This window comes from Bradyrhizobium sp. Ec3.3, assembly GCF_000472925.1.
In the GTDB taxonomy this organism is placed as follows: domain Bacteria; phylum Pseudomonadota; class Alphaproteobacteria; order Rhizobiales; family Xanthobacteraceae; genus Bradyrhizobium.
This window is the reverse complement of sequence record NZ_AXAS01000018.1, coordinates 50477-70699: the sequence shown is the minus strand read 5'-3', so window position 1 is coordinate 70699 and position 20223 is coordinate 50477. Positions and strand designations below refer to the sequence as shown.

The following is a 20223-nucleotide window of genomic DNA, read 5'->3' as shown; positions in this document are numbered from 1 at the left end:
CGCCCGACTCTCTCCACGTGTCATTCCGGGGCGCGCGTAGCGCGAGCCCGGAATCCATTCATCCGCGTTACCAGTGGCCCGATAGATTCCGGGCTCGCCGCGCGCGCTGCGCCCCGGAATGACGAGTAGGACGAGTAGAGAGAGACGCGCTACACCTCCACCCCCTCGTGCCCGAGCAGCCAACGCTTGCGCTCCAAGCCGCCGCCGTATTTCACCAGCGATCCGTCAGCGCCGATCAGGCGATGACAGGGCAGCACCACGCTGATCGGGTTGGAGCCATTGGCATGACCGACGGCGCGCACCGCCTTGGGCATATCGAGCCTTGCCGCCAATGCGCCGTAGCTCAGCGTTGTGCCTGAGGGAATCGTTGCAAGCGCCGTCCAGACCTTGCGCTGGAACGGCGTGCCGGTGACACGCCACTTGATCGACTTGAGCCGATCGAGATCACCGTCGAAATAGCCTGACAGCGCGAAACGCATTTCGGCGGGCGCGCGCCGCGCGCGCAGATCGACCGCGCCGTGGTGCAGGCGCAACAGCTCCCGCATGCGATGTTCGTAATCTTCCCAATCGAGCGCGCGAAGAATGCCGTCGGCATCGAAGACGAGCAAAGCGGCCCCGATCGGCGTCGCGAGGCGATCGAGACCGAATGCTTCCGGGTTCTGCGTCGTCGACTTCATCAGGATGATCTCTGCCAAATGGGCAGGCACACATTGTCGCGGCACGCCCGTGAACGCCACCCGAAAGCTGATCCGCCTTGCGCCGTGGCGGGGCTTCCTCCACAATTCCCGACAGCGATGGCGGCCGCTCAAAATAGGCGCAATCAGACCATCGGCAGATAATTCCGTCAGGAGGAAGATTCCGGATGAACAATCGTCTAGCTCATTTGGCCGCCACCGCGGCCTTCGCCCTTGCGCTCGCAGCCTCGCCGGCGCTCGCGCAGAAGAAATACGACACCGGCGCCACCGACACCGAGATCAAGATTGGCCAGACCGTGCCGTTCTCGGGCCCCTATTCCGTCTACGCCAATATCGGCAAGACCCAGGCCGCCTACTTCAAGATGATCAACGATCAGGGCGGCATCAACGGCCGCAAGATCAATCTGATCCAGTATGACGACGCCTATTCGCCGCCGAAGACGGTCGAGCAGGTGCGCAAGCTGGTCGAAGGCGACGAGGTGCTGTTCACGTTCCAGATCATCGGCACCGCGGCAAATGCCGCCGTGCAGAAATATCTCAACGGCAAGAAGGTGCCGCAGCTGCTCGCCTCGACCGGGGCCGCACGCTTCAATGATCCGAAGAACTATCCCTGGACCATCGCCTATAATCCCAACTACGTGTCCGAGGGGCGCATCTACGCAAAATACATTCTCGAAAATCACCCCAACGCCAAGATCGGCGTGCTCTACCAGAATGACGACATGGGCCGCGACTATCTCGCCGGCCTGAAGAGCGGCCTCGGCGACAAGGCCACAAGCATGATCGTCGGCGAGGTGTCCTACGAGGTCACCGATCCAACCGTCGACTCGCAGGTGGTCAAGCTGAAGTCGATGGGCACAGACGTGTTCTTTGATGCCTCGACGCCGAAATTCGCGGCACAGGCGATCAAGAAGCTCGCCGACCTCGGCTGGACGCCGGTCCACATCGTCGACATCAATGCGAGCCCGATCTCGGCGACGCTGAAACCTGCCGGCCTCGACATCTCCAAGGGCATCATCTCGACCCAGTACGGCAAGGAGCCCGGCGATCCGCAGTGGAAGGACGATCCCGGCGTGAAGGCCTTCTTCGCCTTCATGGACAAGTATTTCCCGGAAGGCGACAAGCTCAACACCGTCAACACCTATGCCTATTCGGTGGCCGAATTGTTGACGCAGGTGCTGAAGCAGTGTGGCGACGACCTGACGCGCGAGAACGTCATGAAGCAGGTCGCCAACATCAAGGACTTCACCCCGAGCTTCGCGCTCCCCGGCATCAAGATCAACACCGGACCGAACGACTTCCGCGTCAACAAGCAGATGCAGATGATGAAGTTCAACGGCGAACGCTGGGAGCTGTTTGGCCCGATCATGGAAGACACCGGACCGTCCGGTTAGTTACAGCGCTGACTCTCTCGCTTTGGTTAGGCCAGAGCGTATGCTCTCTCGCTCCCTTCCCTGAAGGGGGGAGGGAGCGCAGCGGTGATTGCGGCGCTGACTTCAATCAAATCAGCCAGTGGTCCCCTCGCTTACGTCGGCACCTCGCCGAAATTCTTTCCAACCGGCAGCACGGCATGGCGAATCAGGCGCGAGTCCTCCACGGCCGCTTGCCGGTGTTTCACCGCTTCGCGATAGACGGGGTCGCGGATCATCTCGACGAAGGCGGTGACGCTTGGATATTCGGCGATGAAGCAATGGTCCCAACGCTCCTCTTGCGGGCCGATCAGCATCATCTCGAACTTGCCCTGCCAGATGATGCGGCCGCCGAGGCGTGTGAACACCGGACCGCTTTCGCGACCATAGGCCGCATAGGCCTCGGCGCCGGTCGCTTTCCGGCCGTCCGGATAGGCGGCCTCCTTGCGCAGGCGCACCAGGTTGAGCATGTGGATCGGGCCCGGGCGGTCGTTCTCCCGGAATTGCGCGAAAACCTCCTTGGTCGGATCGATATGGCCCATGGGCGTTTCCTTTCGTTGATGGCTCGATCCTAGCTTTGCCGCCCTCCTCGCGGAACCACCGGCACGCGCCCGCCGCACCTCCTAATCCCGCGTTAAGCTTTGCGTAACCGGGCCTTAAACAGCCACCGCTAGCGTGCGATCGGGCGGGCTAGCGGGCGTTTCGCGGATGGCGTTGGGAAAGAAAAAAGGCGGGCGCAAGGAGCCGCTGTTTGGCTTGCCCGCAGCGCTGGCCGATTTGCGCCTGACGGCTGCCGATCGCATCCCGAACGCTGCCGACGACAAGCCGAAAAAGGCCAAGGCCAAGCGCAAGAGCGACGATGCCGATGACGAGCCGCCGCGCGAGAGGAAAGCCCCCGTGAGCCGCAGCGGCGCAAAGCGAAGGTCGAAGTCGAGGATCGGCTTTGGCATCGGCCGGCTGTTCTATTGGGGCGCCGTGCTCGGCCTCTGGGGCGTGATCGCCGTGGTCGGCGTCGTGATCTGGGTCGGCGCCCATCTGCCACCGATTCAATCGCTGGAGATTCCCAAGCGCCCGCCGACGATCCAGATCGTCGGCATGGACGGCAGCGTGCTGGCGCAGCGCGGCGAGATGGCCGGCGCCAATGTCGCGCTAAGGGATCTGCCGCCGTATTTGCCAAAGGCCTTCATCGCCATCGAGGACCGCCGCTTCTATTCGCATTTCGGCATCGACCCGGTCGGCATCTTGCGCGCCGCCGTCACCAATGTTCTCCGTCGCGGTGTCTCGCAGGGCGGCTCGACGCTGACGCAGCAGCTCGCCAAGAACCTGTTTCTGACGCAGGAGCGCACCATGCAGCGCAAGCTGCAGGAGGCGGAGCTTGCGATCTGGCTGGAGCGCAAGCACTCCAAGAACGAGATTCTGGAGCTCTACCTCAACCGCGTCTATTTCGGCTCCGGCGCCTATGGCGTCGAGGCCGCCGCGCAGAAATATTTCGGCAAGTCGGCCAGGAACGTGACGATCGCGGAGGCCGCGATGCTCGCGGGCCTCGTCAAATCGCCCTCGCGCCTTGCGCCCAACCGCAATCCCGAAGGCGCGGAAGCGCGCGCGCAGGTCGTGCTCGCCGCGATGGCGGAGGCCAAGTTCATCACCGAAGCCCAGGCGCAGGCCTCGATCGGCCATCCCTCCTACAACGTGAAGCCGGCCGGCGCCGGCACCGTGAACTACGTCGCCGACTGGATCGGCGAAGTGCTGGACGATCTCGTCGGCCAGATCGACCAGAGCATCACGGTCGAGACCACGATCGATCCAAAGCTCCAGAGCGTGGCGGAGGCCGCCATCATCGACGAGCTCGCGGCGAAAAGCGTGAAATTCAACGTCAGCCAGGGCGCGCTGGTCGCGATGACGCCCGACGGCGCGGTGCGCGCCTTGGTCGGCGGGCGGAATTATTCCGATAGCCAGTACAACCGCGCCGTGACGGCCAAGCGCCAGCCGGGCTCCTCGTTCAAGCCGTTCGTCTATCTGACCGCGCTGGAGCAGGGGCTGACGCCGGACACGATCCGCCAGGACGCGCCGATCGAGGTCAAGGGCTGGAAGCCCGAGAACTACACTCATGAATATTTCGGCGCGGTGACGCTGACGCAGGCGCTCGCGATGTCGCTCAACACGGTCGCAATTCGCCTCGGCCTCGAAGTCGGGCCGAAGAACGTGGTGCGCACGGCGCACCGGCTCGGCATCTCCTCGAAGCTCGAGCCCAACGCCTCGATCGCGCTCGGCACCTCCGAGGTCTCGGTGGTCGAGCTGGTCGGCGCCTATGCGCCCTTCGCCAATGGCGGCTTCGCGGTGTCGCCGCATGTGGTGACGAAGATCAAGACGATAGAAGGCGGCAAACTGCTCTACATGCGCCAACCCGACGAGCGCAACCAGGTGATCGAGCCGCGCTATGTGGCGATGATGAACACGATGATGCGGGAAACGCTGATCTCCGGCACCGCCAAGAAGGCGGAGATCCCGGGCTGGATGGCCGCGGGCAAGACCGGCACCAGCCAGGATTACCGGGACGCCTGGTTCGTCGGCTACACCGCCAACCTCGTCACCGGCGTCTGGCTCGGCAATGACGACAACTCGCCGACCAAGAAGGCGACCGGCGGCGGCCTGCCTGTGGAAGTCTGGTCGCGCTTCATGCGCACCGCGCACGAAGGCGTGGCGGTCGCAAGCCTGCCGAACTCGCAAGTCGGCTGGGGTCTGTCGAACCTCGCGCAGGCGGCTTCGCAAGTCTCCGCCCCGACGCCGCCTGCTCCCGTCAACAACAGCGGCACTCGCCCGCCCCCGACGCGCGCCAATGTCCGGCCGGAGCCGGCCGCGGGTCTCGACGGCTGGCTGATGGATCGGTTGTTCGGCGGGAACAGGTAGGTTCTGTCTGGGATCGCTGTGACCCCAAAACAAGAGTCTCGAAAACAACCCCATGCAAACTAGCCGGTGACTTCCGGCGCCATGCGCGGTAGATTTTGCGAAGTCTTTGATGCGGCGGGATAAACCAAGCTTGCCGCGCGATCATCGCAGCGACTGGGAAGAATCGAGAGAGACGCGCAGAAATCGCCTCATTCTCCGCTGTCATTCCCCGCGCAGGCGGGGAATCCAGTACGCCGCGGCTTCTCCGTATTCGTCACCGCCTCTGGAATACTGGATCGCCCGCTTTCGCGGGCGATGACAGCTTCGGAGACGGCCGCCGGCTTACAGCCTGGCTAGCAATGAGAGCTTAATCCTCGATCCCGTACCGATGCAGGTCGTTGCCGTGGGTGTCGAGCCACTTCTTGGCGCGCTCCACCGACGGGCAGACCTTCGCGCAGACGCGCCAGAACCGTGGCGAGTGGTTCATCTCGACGAGGTGGGCGACCTCGTGGGCTGCGAGATAATCCAGCACGTAAGGCGGCGCGAGGATCAGGCGCCACGAGAACGACAGCGAGCCGGCGGAGGTGCAGGAGCCCCAGCGGCTCGACTGATCGCGGATCGAGAGGCGCCTGACGCGAACGCCGAGCTCGGCGGCATAGGCTTCCGCCGACCGTTGCAAATCGTGGCGCGCCTCGCGCTTCAGGAAGTCATGGACACGGCGATCGACATGATCGACGCCGCCGGCAACGCAGATGATGCGCTCGCCGCTATCGCGCGTCTCGGTCCACACCGTGCCGCGGACGCCGGCGCGATGCACGATCCGGTGCGGCAAGCCCCGAAGCGGTATCACAGTGCCCGCCTGGAACGGCGCAGCCTTTGGCAAGCGGCCAAGGCGCGCGGCAATCCATGCACCGTGACGCTGCGCGAAGTCTTTTGCCTCCGCGAGCGTGCCGCGCGGCGGCATGGTGAGGATCGCTTCGCGATCGCTCGGATGAATTCGAAGCGTATAGCGACGCGCGCGGCGGTGCCGGCGCAGCCTTATCGCGAAGAATTGCGATCCGTGGTGGATCACAAAGGTCTTGGGTTCGTGAGGCCGCCGATAAAGTAGCGCGCGAGTGGCCATGTCTGTCAGTCCGGGGGGCAGGAGTTCGCCCGGATTCTGCCATAACCGCCGCCAGGGAAAGCGCTCGGCGCAAAAACAAATCATTTGCCCAATATACAGGGGTTGGCAGCCCGGGAGACCCTACAGACTGGGGTTGGAACCCGATTTTTTCGCCCCCGCTGGACGCATGCTGGGGCCCCAAAATCTGAGGGCGGACTCACTCCTAGAGCGCTACCTAATTACCGCGAATCTGGCGGGAACCCAGGCCCGCCGGAGGGGTCCGGCAGGCGCGGGAAACCCGAAAAAGCGGCCTATTCGGCCGCCAACGCCAGTGAAGCCTTGGGATTCGCCGCCGAAATCATGAAATCGTGGATACGCGGCACGATTTCCGACTTGAAACGCGAGCCGTTGAACACGCCGTAATGTCCGACGCCCTTCTGCACGTAATGCACGCGGCGATTTTCGGGGATCGAGCTGCACAAACCATGCGTCGCTTCGGTCTGACCGAGACCCGAGATGTCGTCGTTCTCGCCTTCCACAGTCATCAGCGCAACGCGCGTGATCTTGGTGGGATCAACCCGCGTGCCGCGATGGGTCATCTCACCCTTCGGCAGCGCGTGCTTGACGAACACGGTGTCGACCGTCTGCAGGTAATACTCCGCGGTCAGGTCCATCACCGCGAGATATTCGTCATAGAAGTCGCGATGCTTGTCGACGAGATCGCCGTCGCCCTTCACCAGGTTGGCAAACAGCTGCTTGTGCGCATCCATGTGCCGGTCGAGATTCATGCTGATGAAGCCGTTGAGCTGCAAAAAGCCCGGATAAACGTCACGCATCATGCCGGGATGCGGGAACGGCACCTTGGTGATGACGTGGTTGCGGAACCAGTCGATGCCGCGCTGTTCGGCAACCTTGTTCACCGCGGTCGGATTGCGGCGGGTGTCGATCGGGCCGCCCATCAGCGTCATCGAGGTCGGCACGAAGGGGTCGCGCCGCGCTTCCATGATCGAAACGGCCGCGACGACGGGGACGGAAGGCTGGCACACCGCCATCACATGGGTGTTGCCGCCGAGCACATGCAGCATCTCGATGACGTAGTCGATGTAGTCGTCGAGATCGAAGCGGCCTTCGCTCAAGGGGACCATGCGAGCGTCGGCCCAATCGGTGATGTAAACCTCATGCGCGGGCAGCAGGGCCTCGACCGTGCCGCGAAGCAGCGTCGCGTAGTGGCCGGACATCGGCGCCACGATCAGCACGCGCGGCTGCGGGCTGCGCAAGGGGCGGGTAAACTTGCGATCGAAATAGAGCAGCCGGCAAAACGGCTTTTCCCAGACCGGGCGGACCTCGACGGGGACGCGGATGCCGTTGACCTCGGTGTCGTCGAGCCCCCATTCCGGCTTGCCGTAGCGGCGCGTCGTGCGCTCGAACAATTCGCAAGCCGCGGCCAGCGATTTGCCGACATCGGTGTGCGACCACGGATTCAGGGGATTCTGAAACAGGATCTTGGTGGCGTCGGTGACTGCGCGCGCTGGATTGAGAGAGGCGTGCGCCATCTCGTACATCCAGTACATCGGCGTCGTTAAGACCGGACTGCCTTCGGCCACCAGGGGCGGTGCGCCGCCAAACTCACCAATAGGCATATCGTATATCCTCTCGCATCGCAGCATACTGCCGAATGCGTAATATTGCGTCAATGCATGGTTCCGTACATGTACGGGCTTGAAGTAGCAAAAACGAGCCTGAATCCACGGGAAAGTGAAACTATTCGCCGCTGGACAGCAGCGAGCCGTGTTTCTTGGCGCTGCGCAAAAGGGCAAGGAATGCCCCGAAAGATGCAGCCAGAAGGCCCGCATTGATGACGAGGGCGGCGAGCATCAGGTCGGCCCGGAAGCTGTGCTCGATCAGCAGCGCCCGCATCCCCTCGAAAACATAGGTCGGCGGCAGCATCCAGGCGACCACTTGCAGCCAGCCGGGCAGCACGCTGACGGGATAGTAGATGCAGGCGAGCGGCATGATCGCGAACATCAAGGTCCAGACGATGCTTTCGGCCCCAAGCCCGTTCCGCAACACCAGGCCGGAGACGAAGATGCCGACCGCCCAGCTCGTGAAGATCAGATTGCAGAAAAAAGCGATCAGCGGCAGGCCGAGGCTGTAGAAATTGAAGTGAAACAGAAACAGCGCGAGCAGCGTCATCGGGATGACGCCGATCGCGAGCCGGATCAGGCTCATGACCATGAGCGCGAGCAGGAACTCGATCGGCTTGAGCGGGCTCATCATGAGATTGCCGATGTTGCGCGCCCACATCTCCTCCAGGAACGAGATGGAGAAGCCGAGCTGGCCCCGAAAGAGGATGTCCCAGAGGATGACGGCGCCGATCAGCGTGCCGCCTGCCCGCGCGAAGAAATTGGCATTTTCCGCGATATAGAGCTGGATGAAGCCCCAGGTGATGACCTGGAGCGCCGGCCAGTAGAGCAGCTCCAGAAGCCGCGGCCAGGACGACATCAACAGGTACCAGTAGCGCAGGATCATCGCGTTGATGCGATGCATGGCGAGGCCACGATGAAGCGCAAGCTCGCTCATCGCACCGCCTCCCGCGGCGCTCCATTGCTCCGGCCGCGCGCGACGTCCAGAAACACCTCTTCCAGCGTGTCGCGGTTGTAGCGGGCCATGATGGCGTCGGGCGTGTCGTCGTCCTCGATGCGGCCGCGCTTCATGATGATGACGCGGTCGCACAGCCGCTCGACCTCGAGCATGTTGTGCGAGGCGAGCAGGATGGTGGCATTGTGCGCTTTCCGGTAGGCCTCGAGATGCGCCCGCACCCAGTCTGCCGTGTCAGGGTCGAGCGAGGCCGTCGGCTCGTCCAGCAGCAGCAGCTCGGGCTGGTTGATCAGCGCCTTCGCAAGCGCAACGCGGGTCTTCTGCCCGGCCGAGAGCTTGCCGTTCGACCGGTCGAGGAATTCATTGAGATCGAGATCGTCGGCAAGCTGCGCGATGCGACCGGACAGATCCTTCACCGCATAGAGCTTGCCGAAAATCGTCAGATTCTGCCGCACCGTGAGCCGCATCGGCATGTCGACATAGGGGCTCTCGAAATTCATCCGCCCGAGCACATCGGCGCTCTCCTCGGGCATCCGATGCCCGAGCACCCGCACGCGGCCCGAGGTCGGCAGCACGAGGCCCATGATCATCGCGATCGTCGTGGTCTTGCCGGCGCCGTTGCCGCCGAGCAGGCCCGTGATGGTGCCGCGGGCAAGCGAAAAGGAAATGTCGTCGACCGCGCGGGTCTGCTTGTAGACCTTGACGAGATGGTCGACCTCGATCGCCGCGGACAGGGCGCCGTCCGCGACAGTCAGCCGACTTGAAGCCTTGTCATTCTCGGTCATGCTGGGCGTTCTTCTGCTATTGCGGCGGCAAGCGCAAGACTTGTAACCAGTCGGATTGTGTGAGCCACGGTGTTTGTGACCTGAGAAGGCAGTGCCCAATTGGCCGATATGACTGAAATTGCCGCTTCCGAGTTTCGCCATTCGCAGCGACATATCCGCCTGGATACGATTCTGCGGCTGCGCTGGCTTGCGGTGCTCGGCCAGCTCGCCGCCATCTTCATCGTGGCGCAGGGGCTGGAATTCAACGTTCCGATCATCCCCTGCGTCACCATCATCGGGCTGTCGGCGGCGCTCAACCTCACCCTGCAAACGGCGGCCAATCCGATGCAGCGGCTGAAGCCGGTCCATGCGGCCGCACTGCTGGCGCTGAACATCGTGGAACTGGCCGGTCTCTTGTTCTTCACCGGCGGATTGCAGAACCCGTTCTCATTCCTGTTCCTGGCCCCGGTCCTGATCTCCGCGACCGCGCTGCCGGCCCGGCTTACCTTCGGCCTCGGCCTGCTCGCGGTCGCCTGCGCCTCGATTCTGGTCTTCTCTCATCTGCCGCTGCCCTGGGACACCGACGATCCCCTGGTGCTGCCGCCGATCTATCTGGTCGGCGTCTGGCTTTCGATCGTGCTCGCGATCGGCGTCACGAGCCTCTACTCCTTCCAGGTGACCGAAGAGGCGCGGAAGCTCGCGGACGCGCTCGCCGCAACCGAGCTGGTGCTGACGCGCGAGCAGCACCTGACCCAGCTCGACGGGCTTGCGGCCGCGGCCGCGCATGAGCTCGGCACGCCGCTGGCAACCATCTTCCTGATCTCGCGCGAACTGGAGAAGACGGTGAAGGACGCGAGCTTCGCCGCCGATCTGAAAACCCTGCGCGAGCAGACGCAGCGTTGCCGCGACATCCTGAGCAAGATCACCCAGCTCTCGTCCACCGGCGCGCCATTCGACCGCATGAAGCTGTCCGAGCTGATCGAGGAGGTCGTAGCGCCACACCGTGATTTCGGTGTCGCCATCAAGGTGCGGATCGCGGTGGCGGCGACCATGGAACCGGTCGGCTCGCGCAATCCAGCGATCCTCTATGGCGTCGGCAATATCGTCGAAAATGCCGTCGATTTTGCCCACACCACCGTCGAGGTGAACGCGTGGTGGAACAATGACAGTCTCGAGATCCTGATCTCCGACGACGGCCCCGGCATTCCACCCGATCTCTTGAACCGGATCGGCGAACCCTATCTATCGCGGCGGCGCTTGCAGGACGACGGTGGAGGCGAGCGTCGCGGCCTGGGGCTCGGGGTGTTCATCGCACGCACGCTCCTGGAGCGCACGGGCGCGAAAGTCTCGTTTACCAATCGGACCTTCCCCGAGCATGGCGCCGTGGTGCAGATCGCATGGCCGCGCGAGCGTTTTGAGGCTACCGAGACAGCCGAAGAAACAATAGGATAGGCCGCGACGTTGGGTCGCACTGCAAGTACGATCGACTTTCGGCGACCTTGGCAGCGCCCGATTGCAACGCCATATGTTTCAGCGTTGGAGAGAGGACAAAACCTTGAACGCCATCGCCGAACTGAATGAACAGGCCGACCGCTCGCTCTTGATCGTCGAGGACGACAAGCCGTTTCTGGAGCGGCTGTCACGCGCCATGGAGACGCGCGGCTTCACGGTGACCTCCTGCGATAGCGTCTCGGATGGATTGGCTGAGATCGGCAAGGCCGCGCCGGCGTTTGCGGTGGTCGACTTGCGGCTCGGCGACGGCAACGGCCTCGACGTGGTCTCGGCGCTGAAGAAGAAGCGCCCGGAGGCACGGGCCATCGTGCTCACCGGCTATGGCAACATCGCCACCGCCGTGACCGCGGTGAAGATGGGCGCGATCGATTATCTCTCCAAGCCGGCCGACGCCGACGACGTCGTCGCCGCGCTGCTTTCGACCGGCACCGAAAAGTCCGAGCTGCCGGCGAACCCGATGTCGGCCGACCGTGTGCGCTGGGAGCACATCCAGCGCATCTACGAGATGTGCAACCGCAACGTCTCGGAAACCGCGCGCCGCCTCAACATGCACCGCCGCACCCTGCAGCGAATTCTGGCCAAGCGCGCGCCGCGGTAGTTTCAGGATCGTACTCTGGCACCGTCACCCTGAGGTGGCCGCGAAGCGGCCCTCGAAGGGCGACGGCCCGGCCGCATCCCGGCCGTTCATCCTTCGAGGCTCGCTACGCTCGCACCTCAGGATGACGGGTCGGCGTCGCTCTTTGCCTTACTCCCAAAACTCGGCATGGCCCTGCGGATCGACCAGGCGGTTGATCCGGAGCGCGGCGGCCATCGCGAAGCGTACCGTCATCTGCTTGCGCGTCGGGGCCGGCAGCTTGTGCTCGGGCGCCTCGCAGTGGAGATGCGCGCCATAGGCATCTGCGATGATCAGGCCGGTGCCTTCCGGAAAGATCTCGCAAGGAAGATCCTGCGTGAAGGCGAAGAACAGCCGGTCGCAATGGGCGCGGTATTCGTGCCATTTCTGGTCGCTGCGAAGATCCTCGACCGACGACTTGATCTCGACGATCCAGATCTCGCCGCGCTCGTTCAGCGCGACGAGATCGGCACGGCGGCCCGACGGCAGCGGCAATTCGCTGATGCAGGAGAAGCCGAGCGAGCGCAACAGCCGCGCCGTACCGCGCGCGACCGCGAGCGCGGTTTCCGACTGACGGCCGTCAGTCGGCGGAACGAGTGCGATGTGGCGGGCGGTGTTGTCCATGGACGTGAGCTTAGCCGATTCCACTGGGTGCGCCCACAGTTGGATGGAGACGCAGCTGGTGCCCATTCTCCGTCGTCATTCCGGGGCGCGCGAAGCGCGAGCCCGGGACGACACTGAGTGCGAGGTGTGGAACCTCGCCTCTCGCCGACACTTAATCACGCAGCCACCAACCGCCGCGCGGACCCACGAGGCTGCCCCGACATGATCGACGACCTCTGGTACAAGAACGGCGTCATCTACTGCCTCTCTGTTGCCACCTACATGGATGCCAATGGCGACGGCGTCGGCGACTTCAAGGGGCTGTTGCGGCGGCTCGACTATCTGCACGGCCTCGGCATCACTGCGATCTGGCTGATGCCGTTTCAGCCGTCGCCCGGGCGCGACGGCGGCTACGACATATCAGACTATTACGGCGTCGATCCACGCTACGGCACGCTCGGCGACTTCGTCGAATTCGCTCATGGCTGCAAGCAGCGCGGCATCCGCATCATCATCGATCTCGTCGTCAACCACACTTCGGACCAGCATCCCTGGTTCAGGGCTGCGCGCAGCTCGAAGGACTCGCCCCACCGCGACTGGTATGTGTGGTCCGACAAGAAGCCTGCGAACGCAGCCAAGGGCGTCGTGTTTCCAGGCGTGCAGAAATCGACCTGGACGCGCGACAGGGAAGCAGGCGCCTGGTACTTCCACCGCTTCTACGATTTCCAGCCCGACCTCAACACCTCGAACCCGCGCGTGCAGGCCGAGCTCCTGAAGATCATGGGCTTCTGGATCCAGCTCGGCGTCTCCGGCTTCCGGATGGATGCCGTGCCGTTCGTGATCGCCACCAAGGGAGCGAAGGTCAAGACGCCGACGGAGCAGTACGATATGCTGCGCTCGTTCCGCGAATTTCTGCAATGGCGCGAGGGCGACGCGATCATCCTTGCGGAAGCCAATGTGCTGCCCAGGACCGACATGGAGTACTTCGGCCGCGACGGCGACCGCATGCACATGATGTTCAACTTCCACGTCAACCAGCATTTGTTCTATGCGCTGGCCTCGGCCGACTCGCGCGCGCTCGCCAAGGCAGTGAAGGCGACCAGGCCGCGGCCGGCGTCCGCCCAATGGGGCCTGTTCCTGCGCAACCATGACGAGCTCGATCTCGGACGCCTGACCAAGGCCCAGCGCGATCGCGTCTTCAAATGCTTCGGCCCGGACAAGGACATGCAGCTCTATGACCGCGGCATCCGCCGGCGGCTCGCGCCGATGCTCGGCGGCGACCGGCGCCGGCTCGAGCTTGCCTACAGCCTGATGTGCACGCTGCCGGGGACACCGGTGATCCGCTACGGCGACGAGATCGCGATGGGCGACGACCTGTCGCTGCCCGAGCGCAATTGCGCGCGCACGCCGATGCAATGGTCGACCGAACCGCACGGAGGCTTCACCGACAGCAACAAGCCGGTCTCGCCGGTCATCGACGAAGGACCATATGGCTTCGGGCACGTCAACGTCGCCAAGCAGCGGCGCGATCCGAACTCGATGCTGAACTGGACCGAGCGCATCATCCGCATGCGAAAAGAAGTGCCGGAGGTCGGCTGGGGCGACTTCGAGGTCATCGCCGTGCAGGACCCGGCGATCTTCATCATCCGCTATGACTGGCGCAACAATTCGGTGCTGTTCGTGCACAATCTCGACGAGAAGCCGCGCGAGGTCGCGTTCTCGACGAAGCTGCCTGAAGGCCATGGCGGGCTGCTGATCAATCTCCTGGCGGAAGATCACAGCCGCGCCGACAAACGCGGCCGGCACCGCGTCGTGCTCGAGCCCTACGGCTATCGCTGGTACCGCGTCGGCGGGCTCGACTATCTCCTGAAGCGCAGCGATATCGACGCCAAGGCGATGCGGAAGAATGCGCGTGGGAAGTGACGTCTCCCGTCATTCCGGGGCGCGCGAAGCGCGAGCCCGGGACGACAGCGATCATCGCGTCGGTCCGATCACCACGCCTTCATTGCCGCGCAGGTCGAGCACGCCTTCGAGCTCTTCGCCTTCGCGGTCGAGGAAGGTCGAGAGCAGGATCTCGCTTCCGAAGCGGATGGCGCTGGTGGTGACGGCGACGGGGTCCGGGCCGAGATTGAGCACCACCACCAGCGCGTCGTCGCCGGCCTGCCGGCGATAGATCAGGAGGTCGCCTTGCGCGGCGATCGGATGATAGTCGCCGGCGACCAGCGGCCGATGCGCCTTCCGCAAGGCGACCAGGCGCTTGTAGAGATTCAGGATCGAGAATTTGTCGGCCTCGAGATTGACCACGTTCGCATGGACGTAGATCTCCGGCAGCGGCAGCCACGGCGTGACTTCCGAGAAGCCACCAAAATTCGAAGAATCCCATTGCATCGGGGTACGGCAGCCGTCGCGGCCGACGCCGATGCCGGGCACGTTCTTCTCGAAGGGATCGCGGACGTCCTCGGGCGCGATCGCGACCTGGTTCATCCCGATCTCGTCACCATAGTAGAGCGTCGGCGTACCGCGCAGCGTCAGCAGCAGCATGGCGGCGACCCGCGCCTGCTCCGGCCCGACGCGGCTTGCGACGCGCGGCCGGTCGTGATTGCCGAGCACCCAGTTTGGCCAGGCGCCCTTCGGCAACGCCTTCTCGTAGTCCTCGATGATCTTCTCGATCGAGCGCGCGCTCCAGAAGGTCGAGAGCAGCGCGAAATTGAACGGCATTTGCGCGCCGGCGAGATCGTTGCCGTAATAGGCCATCAGGCGATGCAGCGGCAGATAGATCTCGCCGATCAGCACGCGTGCGCGATAGGCATCGGTGACGCGGCGCATCTCAGCGATGACGTCATGCACCTCCGGCTGGTCGGTCGAGTACTGCGTGAGGATTTTTTCGTGCGGCGGACGTCCCTCGACATAATGCGGGTTCAGCGGATTGTCGCGGAATTCCGCGTCCTTGATCAGGTGCCAGATGACGTCGACGCGAAAGCCGTCGACGCCTTTCTCCAGCCAGAACCGCATCACGTCATACATCGCCTCGCGGACATCAGGATTGCGCCAGTTGAGGTCCGGCTGCCGGGCGAGGAAGGCGTGGTAGTAATATTGTCCCGTTGCCTCGTCATATTGCCACGCACTGCCGCCGAACTCGGACAGCCAGTTGTTCGGCGGACCGCTGTCGGGCCCGCCATCGCGCCAGATGAACCAGTCGCGCTTCGGGTTGTCGCGCGAGGAGCGGCTCGCGATGAACCAGGGATGCTGGTCGGAGGTGTGGTTCGGCACGAGATCGAGGATCAGCTTCAGCCCGCTTTCATGCGCGGCCTCAAGCAGCGCATCGAAATCCTCCATGGTGCCGAACAGGGGATCGATGCCGGTGTACTCGGAGATGTCGTAGCCGAAATCGGCCATCGGCGAGCGGAAGACCGGCGACAGCCAGATGGCATCGACGCCGAGCGATTTCACGTAAGCCAGGCGCTTGAGGATGCCGGCGAGATCGCCGACCCCGTCGCCGTCGGTGTCCTGAAACGAGCGCGGGTAGATCTGATAGAAGATGCCGTCGCGCCACCAGTATTCGTCGTCCTGGGCCATATTCTTGTGATTTCCCCCGAAAATATGCGCTTCAGACGAAGCAACGCGGGACTGGCGCGCGCGTTCAGAGGAACAGGGTAATGGGACGTCCGTATGACCGCGAGTTCGCGTCATGCCGCGAGGACGGCGCGTGATGCGGACTCGTACCGCAATTTCGCGCCGATCCCGCCTTCAGCCCACCGCGATGCGGATGGAACCTTGGTTCCGGGGACGAAACCCTGGAGGAGACCTATGAGGTCACGCATCACCCGTTACTCGCTCGCCTTCGCTCTCGCCGTACTTCCGTTGCCCGCAGGCCTGTCCTCGGCCATGGCACGACCGACCGTCGAGGTCGCCTTCGTGCTCGATACAACCGGCTCGATGAGCCGGTTGATCGAGGGCGCCAAGCGCAAGATCTGGTCGATCGCCACGGCCATCGTCGATTCCAATCCGGACGCCGATATCCGCATGGGCCTCGTGGCCTACCGCGATATCGGGGATGAGTACGTCACGACCAAGATCGAGCTCACGCGCGACATCCAGGATCTCTACGCCAACCTGCTCGAGTTCAAGGCGCGCGGTGGCGGCGACTGGCCGGAAAGCGTCAATGAGGCGCTGGATGTCGCCATCAACAAGCTGCAGTGGACACCAGGCGCGGAGTCGCGACGCATCGTATTCCTGGTTGGCGACGCACCGCCGCACATGGACTATGCGCAGGACACCAAATATCCGTTGACCCTGGCAGTCGCCAGGCAGAAGGACATCATCGTCAACACCGTGCTCGCCGGCGATGCACGCGATACCGAGCGTGTGTGGCGCGACATCGCACAGATTGGCAACGGCCGTTTCATCGCGATACCGCAGGACGGAGGGCAGGTCGTGGTGATCGAAACGCCCTACGACCAGGACATCATCATCCTGCAGCGGCAGATCAACGAAACCGTGATTCCCTATGGGTCGCCGGAGCTCCAGAAGCGCACCGAAATCCAGGTGGAAAAAGCTGGGCGCATGGCAAACGCGGCGCCGGCAAGCGCCTCCGACATGGCGAGCTTCATCAACAAGCGGTCCAAAGTGACCTCGCAGGCCATCACCAGCGGCGGCGATCTCGTCGCCGACGCCGCTGCCGGAGGCACCAGCGTATCCTCCGTCAAGGAAGAAGACCTGCCGGTGAGGCTGCGCGCGATGAAACCCGAGGAGCGCTCGGCCGAGGTCGCCAAACAGATCGACCGACGCAAGGCGCTCAACGAGCAACTCGCAACGCTGGTCGCCAAGCGCGACAAGTATGTCGGCGACCAGCTTGCGAAGGCGCCGAGAACATCCTCTTTCGACGGGGTCGTTGAGGATACGCTGAAGGCACAGATCAAGCGGTAGGACCACTCCGGCGCCGGCGGCGGGGACAAACTGCAATCAGATCCTCGCCGCTGCGGTCATCGTCCAGGGATCCGGCCTCCCTCAAGATCCCTCAAGACTTCAGGACAACCGTTCCGCGAGATCCCGCACGAATCTTTTGCTTGGCGGGCTGCCAAAAATCGGCAATGTGAGGCCATGACCGAGCAAACCGAACAATCCGAGGCGGCGAAAGCGGGCGCAATCATCGTTCCCGTGACGCTGTTCGAGCAGAACTGCACCATCATCTGGGACGAGCCCAGCAAGAAGGCCGTGGTGATCGATCCCGGCGGGGACGTTCCGAAGATCCTGGACGCAATCAAGCAGACCGGCGTGACCGTGGAGAAGATCTGGCTGACGCACGGCCATATCGATCACGTCGGCGGCGCCGCCGACCTGCGCGACGCGCTGAAGGTGCCGATCGAAGGGCCGCACGCCGCCGACAAGTTCCTGCTCGACAATGTGGTCGAGAGCGGCGCGCGCTTCGGCATGACCGGCGTGCGCAATTTCGCGCCGGACCGCTGGCTGGAGGAAGGCGACACCGTCTCGATCGGCGACCTCTCCTTCGACATCCTGCACTGCCCCGGCCACTCGCCCGGCAGCGTCGTCTTCTTCAACAAGGAGCTGCGCTTTGCCCATGTCGGCGACGTGCTGTTCGCGGGTTCAGTCGGCCGCACGGACCTGCCCGGCGGCAATCACGCGACGCTGATCAACTCGATCAAGACGAAGCTCCTGCCGCTCGGCGACGACGTCGGCTTCATCTGCGGCCATGGCGCGGGCTCGCGCATCGGCCATGAGCGGATGACCAATCCGTTCATCACCGGCGAGATGTAGAGCATGATGAGCTAAACTACGAAGCGGTCGTTCACCTCTCCCCAGCGGGGAGAGGTGAACCGAATCCGCGGCTCGCACCGATTCGACCAAATCCATCACGCTCCAAGCTTTATTCGGCTGCATCCGCGAGCGCCGCCGGCTCGCTCAAATTCCGCTCGCCCCAGTCGCGGATTGCGGCAATCACGGGCACGAAGCTCTTGCCCTTGCGGGTCAGGCGGTATTCGACCTTCGGCGGCACCACGCCGAAATCCCGGCGGTCGATCAGCCCGCTCTCGGTGAGCGCCTTCAATTCGCGGCTGAGCACGCGCGGGGTGATCTCGGCGCTGCCCACGGCACCTCGCAGCAGGCCGCTCCTGATCTCGCCATAGCGGCGCGGGCCGTCCTTCAGGTCCCAGACGATCCTGAGCTTGTACTTGCCTGCGATCATCTTCTGGAAGGCTGCGACCGGGCAGCTCCTTAAGGCCGATCTCGCTTTCGCCATCTCGTCACCTCCATCGCATCGCGGGGATTGAGGATAGGAGGGATGCGGAAAAAGTCCATACTATCAATTTTGTCCATACTTGCAGAACTGCTCCCAAGGCGCAGATGATGGCGCACATGACGAAGGGAGCGTCACATGAAGCACTTCATGATCAAGTACCAGTTCAGGAACGGCACGACGGAAGCCTGGCACCAGGAGATCGGCCGCTTCATCAAGGCGATCAACGCGGATCCGGAGCTCAAGGGCCGGATCGGCTATCGCTGCATGAAGAACCGCGACGACAACAGCTATTTCCACCTCGCCAGCGTCACCGACGAGGCCGCGCAGAAGACGCTGCAATCGCGCGACTTCTTCAAGCACTATACCGAGATGACGCGACAGGTCGCCGGCGGCGAGGTGACGGTGACGCCGATCGAGGTGATCGACGCCACCGCAGCCTGATCTACTTCATCAGCCCCGCGGCCGTCAGCGCGCGCGTGATGACGGCGCTGATGTCGAGGCCGCGCCTGGCCTTCTTGCTGGGCTTGGCCTTGAGCTTGGCATTTCCATGCGGCTCGGCGACGGCGGTGCGGATCGACCTCGCAAGATGCGGCGCGGGCGACAGGGCCGGCACCGGCTTTGCCGCCGCGGTCGGCTTCTGCTCCGGCGCGGGGCTGCGGATCCAGTCGGTCAGGGCGAAGAATTTTGCGATGTGGTACGACGAGGAGATGCCCGCTTCGATCAGGAAGGCGCCTTCCACGCCGTAGCGATGATCGTTGTCGGCGACGCCGAGCGGGGTGCCGTGCGCCATATCGGTGATGGCGAAGGATTCGACGATGGTCTCGCCGTCCGCATTCCACCAGGCCTGGCGCGGATAGCCGTCGACGACGGTCTCCGCCATCGGCGCCAGCGGCAGGTCGTGCAGGTCGAGCCACTGCTTGACGATCTCATCGGCATTGCCGGGATTGACGGTGCGATCGGCACTGCCGTGCCACACCGAGATTTTCGGCCAGGGACCGCGATGGTCGGACGCCTTGCGCACGAGATCGCCGAGCTCGCGCGCGGGACGCTCGGGCGAATGAAACATGCCATCGAGTGCCTGGCGCAGGTTCGACGCCACGCCATAAGGCAGCCCCGCGATGACCGCGCCGGCTGCGAAAACCTCCGGATAGGTTGCGAGCATCACCGAGGTCATGCCGCCGCCGGCCGATAGGCCGGTGATGAAGATGCGGCGCGCATCGATGCCGTGCGTCGTGACCATGTGCGCGATCATCTCGCGGATCGAGCAGGCCTCGCCGCTGTCGCGCGTGGTGTCTTCCGGATTGAACCAGTTGAAGCAGGCGTTGGCGTTGTTGACGAGCTGCTGCTCCGGCATCAGCAGCGCGAAGCCGTAATGCTTTGCAAGCGTCGACCATCCCGCGCCGAGATCGTAGCCAGCCGCGGACTGGCCGCAACCATGCAGCACGACGACGAGCGCGCGCACCTGCTGCAATTGCGCCGGCACGTACGCGAACATGCGCAGGTTTCCGGGATTAGAGCCGAATCCGGTGATCTCCGTCAGCGGACTGTGCTGGCCCGCGCCGCGCAAGTTTTCGGCAAAGCGCAGACCGTCCAGCTTTGGCAGACGTCTTAACAGATCGACATTCCTGGTTAACGACACCGACAGCTCCTGATGGGGCGACTTCCAACGTCACCCCAAAACAGATAGTTGCTGCGTCGCAAAATAAAAAGTCTGTGTGTCGTCAATCCCCGTGAATTAACGGGCAATTCGACAGCGCAATCGACAATGTTGCCTAGAGTTCATGC

18 protein-coding genes are annotated in these 20223 nt (G+C 63.6%); 8 read left to right on the top strand and 10 right to left on the bottom strand.

Annotated features, from left to right (window positions below; translation table 11 throughout):
* Nucleotides 1-149: 149 nt before the first annotated feature.
* Complete coding sequence (locus tag YUU_RS0120005; protein ID WP_027523997.1) at nucleotides 150-677, bottom strand: methylated-DNA--[protein]-cysteine S-methyltransferase; 528 nt, start codon at nucleotides 675-677, stop codon at nucleotides 150-152.
* A 185-nt stretch (nucleotides 678-862) separates the two neighbouring features.
* Here YUU_RS0120005 and YUU_RS0120000 point away from each other — a divergent pair, with 185 nt between their 5' ends.
* On the top strand, nucleotides 863-2089 hold the full coding sequence (locus YUU_RS0120000) for an ABC transporter substrate-binding protein (RefSeq protein ID WP_027523996.1): 1227 nt from the start codon (nucleotides 863-865) through the stop codon (nucleotides 2087-2089).
* Nucleotides 2090-2220: 131 nt separating this feature from the next.
* Here YUU_RS0120000 and YUU_RS0119995 read toward each other — a convergent pair whose 3' ends face one another.
* Nucleotides 2221-2646: a DUF1330 domain-containing protein gene (locus YUU_RS0119995; RefSeq protein WP_027523995.1), complete on the bottom strand. Its 426-nt coding sequence runs from the start codon at nucleotides 2644-2646 to the stop codon at nucleotides 2221-2223.
* A 166-nt stretch (nucleotides 2647-2812) separates the two neighbouring features.
* Here YUU_RS0119995 and YUU_RS0119990 point away from each other — a divergent pair, with 166 nt between their 5' ends.
* Nucleotides 2813-5011, top strand: a complete 2199-nt coding sequence (locus YUU_RS0119990) for a transglycosylase domain-containing protein (protein ID WP_027523994.1) — start codon at nucleotides 2813-2815, stop codon at nucleotides 5009-5011.
* Between the two features lie 346 nt (nucleotides 5012-5357).
* On the opposite strand, the gene YUU_RS0119985 is transcribed toward YUU_RS0119990, so the two are convergent.
* The 4 genes from YUU_RS0119985 to YUU_RS0119970 all read right to left on the bottom strand — a co-directional run bounded on the left by YUU_RS0119985 (nucleotide 5358) and on the right by YUU_RS0119970 (nucleotide 9475).
* The gene (locus YUU_RS0119985) at nucleotides 5358-6197 is read right to left on the bottom strand and encodes a M48 family metallopeptidase (protein ID WP_027523993.1); all 840 of its coding nucleotides are present in this window, start codon (nucleotides 6195-6197) and stop codon (nucleotides 5358-5360) included.
* A gap of 206 nt (nucleotides 6198-6403) precedes the next feature.
* Nucleotides 6404-7732 (bottom strand): polyhydroxyalkanoate depolymerase, encoded by a 1329-nt coding sequence (locus YUU_RS0119980; protein ID WP_027523992.1) that lies wholly within the window; start codon nucleotides 7730-7732, stop codon nucleotides 6404-6406.
* Between the two features lie 121 nt (nucleotides 7733-7853).
* A complete protein-coding gene (locus YUU_RS0119975) occupies nucleotides 7854-8672 on the bottom strand; it encodes an ABC transporter permease (RefSeq protein WP_027523991.1) in 819 nt (272 codons plus the stop codon).
* Nucleotides 8669-9475 carry an ABC transporter ATP-binding protein gene (locus YUU_RS0119970; RefSeq protein ID WP_027523990.1) on the bottom strand — a complete coding sequence of 269 codons (807 nt, stop codon included), beginning with the start codon at nucleotides 9473-9475 and terminating at the stop codon, nucleotides 8669-8671. Before YUU_RS0119970 ends, YUU_RS0119975 begins: the two co-directional genes overlap by 4 nt.
* 108 nt (nucleotides 9476-9583) lie before the next feature.
* Here YUU_RS0119970 and YUU_RS0119965 point away from each other — a divergent pair, with 108 nt between their 5' ends.
* Together YUU_RS0119965 and YUU_RS0119960 are read left to right on the top strand one after the other, a co-directional pair.
* Nucleotides 9584-10906: an ActS/PrrB/RegB family redox-sensitive histidine kinase gene (locus YUU_RS0119965; RefSeq protein ID WP_027523989.1), complete on the top strand. Its 1323-nt coding sequence runs from the start codon at nucleotides 9584-9586 to the stop codon at nucleotides 10904-10906.
* A gap of 103 nt (nucleotides 10907-11009) precedes the next feature.
* Complete coding sequence (locus YUU_RS0119960) at nucleotides 11010-11564, top strand: ActR/PrrA/RegA family redox response regulator transcription factor (RefSeq protein ID WP_027523988.1); 555 nt, start codon at nucleotides 11010-11012, stop codon at nucleotides 11562-11564.
* A gap of 147 nt (nucleotides 11565-11711) precedes the next feature.
* Here YUU_RS0119960 and YUU_RS0119955 read toward each other — a convergent pair whose 3' ends face one another.
* Entirely contained in the window at nucleotides 11712-12203 is a 492-nt protein-coding gene (locus tag YUU_RS0119955; RefSeq protein ID WP_027523987.1) for an MmcB family DNA repair protein, read from the bottom strand.
* A 201-nt stretch (nucleotides 12204-12404) separates the two neighbouring features.
* Here YUU_RS0119955 and YUU_RS0119950 point away from each other — a divergent pair, with 201 nt between their 5' ends.
* Nucleotides 12405-14105 (top strand): alpha-amylase family protein, encoded by a 1701-nt coding sequence (locus YUU_RS0119950; RefSeq protein WP_027523986.1) that lies wholly within the window; start codon nucleotides 12405-12407, stop codon nucleotides 14103-14105.
* A 51-nt stretch (nucleotides 14106-14156) separates the two neighbouring features.
* Here the strand turns inward: YUU_RS0119950 and YUU_RS0119945 are convergent, their stop codons facing one another.
* Entirely contained in the window at nucleotides 14157-15758 is a 1602-nt protein-coding gene (locus YUU_RS0119945) for an alpha-amylase family glycosyl hydrolase (RefSeq protein ID WP_027523985.1), read from the bottom strand.
* A 231-nt stretch (nucleotides 15759-15989) separates the two neighbouring features.
* Here YUU_RS0119945 and YUU_RS0119940 point away from each other — a divergent pair, with 231 nt between their 5' ends.
* Together YUU_RS0119940 and YUU_RS0119935 are read left to right on the top strand one after the other, a co-directional pair.
* A complete protein-coding gene (locus YUU_RS0119940; protein ID WP_027523984.1) occupies nucleotides 15990-17108 on the top strand; it encodes a VWA domain-containing protein in 1119 nt (372 codons plus the stop codon).
* 174 nt (nucleotides 17109-17282) lie between these two features.
* Entirely contained in the window at nucleotides 17283-17957 is a 675-nt protein-coding gene (locus YUU_RS0119935; protein ID WP_027523983.1) for an MBL fold metallo-hydrolase, read from the top strand.
* A gap of 109 nt (nucleotides 17958-18066) precedes the next feature.
* Here YUU_RS0119935 and YUU_RS0119930 read toward each other — a convergent pair whose 3' ends face one another.
* The gene (locus tag YUU_RS0119930) at nucleotides 18067-18438 is read right to left on the bottom strand and encodes a helix-turn-helix domain-containing protein (protein WP_027523982.1); all 372 of its coding nucleotides are present in this window, start codon (nucleotides 18436-18438) and stop codon (nucleotides 18067-18069) included.
* 135 nt (nucleotides 18439-18573) lie between these two features.
* On the opposite strand from YUU_RS0119930, the gene YUU_RS0119925 reads away from it, so the two are divergent.
* The gene (locus YUU_RS0119925; RefSeq protein WP_027523981.1) at nucleotides 18574-18879 is read left to right on the top strand and encodes a hypothetical protein; all 306 of its coding nucleotides are present in this window, start codon (nucleotides 18574-18576) and stop codon (nucleotides 18877-18879) included.
* Nucleotide 18880: 1 nt separating this feature from the next.
* On the opposite strand, the gene YUU_RS0119920 is transcribed toward YUU_RS0119925, so the two are convergent.
* The gene (locus YUU_RS0119920; protein ID WP_027523980.1) at nucleotides 18881-20077 is read right to left on the bottom strand and encodes a PHB depolymerase family esterase; all 1197 of its coding nucleotides are present in this window, start codon (nucleotides 20075-20077) and stop codon (nucleotides 18881-18883) included.
* Between the last annotated feature and the right edge of the window lie 146 nt (nucleotides 20078-20223).

Coding starts and splice junctions, on each gene's coding strand:
- YUU_RS0120005 (WP_027523997.1), bottom strand. CDS start 677: ATGAAGTCGACGACGCAGAACCCGGAAGCATTCGGTCTCGATCGCCTC.
- YUU_RS0120000 (WP_027523996.1), top strand. CDS start 863: ATGAACAATCGTCTAGCTCATTTGGCCGCCACCGCGGCCTTCGCCCTT.
- YUU_RS0119995 (WP_027523995.1), bottom strand. CDS start 2,646: ATGGGCCATATCGATCCGACCAAGGAGGTTTTCGCGCAATTCCGGGAG.
- YUU_RS0119990 (WP_027523994.1), top strand. CDS start 2,813: ATGGCGTTGGGAAAGAAAAAAGGCGGGCGCAAGGAGCCGCTGTTTGGC.
- YUU_RS0119985 (WP_027523993.1), bottom strand. CDS start 6,197: ATGATTTGTTTTTGCGCCGAGCGCTTTCCCTGGCGGCGGTTATGGCAG.
- YUU_RS0119980 (WP_027523992.1), bottom strand. CDS start 7,732: ATGCCTATTGGTGAGTTTGGCGGCGCACCGCCCCTGGTGGCCGAAGGC.
- YUU_RS0119975 (WP_027523991.1), bottom strand. CDS start 8,672: ATGAGCGAGCTTGCGCTTCATCGTGGCCTCGCCATGCATCGCATCAAC.
- YUU_RS0119970 (WP_027523990.1), bottom strand. CDS start 9,475: ATGACCGAGAATGACAAGGCTTCAAGTCGGCTGACTGTCGCGGACGGC.
- YUU_RS0119965 (WP_027523989.1), top strand. CDS start 9,584: ATGACTGAAATTGCCGCTTCCGAGTTTCGCCATTCGCAGCGACATATC.
- YUU_RS0119955 (WP_027523987.1), bottom strand. CDS start 12,203: ATGGACAACACCGCCCGCCACATCGCACTCGTTCCGCCGACTGACGGC.
- YUU_RS0119950 (WP_027523986.1), top strand. CDS start 12,405: ATGATCGACGACCTCTGGTACAAGAACGGCGTCATCTACTGCCTCTCT.
- YUU_RS0119945 (WP_027523985.1), bottom strand. CDS start 15,758: ATGGCCCAGGACGACGAATACTGGTGGCGCGACGGCATCTTCTATCAG.
- YUU_RS0119940 (WP_027523984.1), top strand. CDS start 15,990: ATGAGGTCACGCATCACCCGTTACTCGCTCGCCTTCGCTCTCGCCGTA.
- YUU_RS0119935 (WP_027523983.1), top strand. CDS start 17,283: ATGACCGAGCAAACCGAACAATCCGAGGCGGCGAAAGCGGGCGCAATC.
- YUU_RS0119930 (WP_027523982.1), bottom strand. CDS start 18,438: ATGGCGAAAGCGAGATCGGCCTTAAGGAGCTGCCCGGTCGCAGCCTTC.
- YUU_RS0119925 (WP_027523981.1), top strand. CDS start 18,574: ATGAAGCACTTCATGATCAAGTACCAGTTCAGGAACGGCACGACGGAA.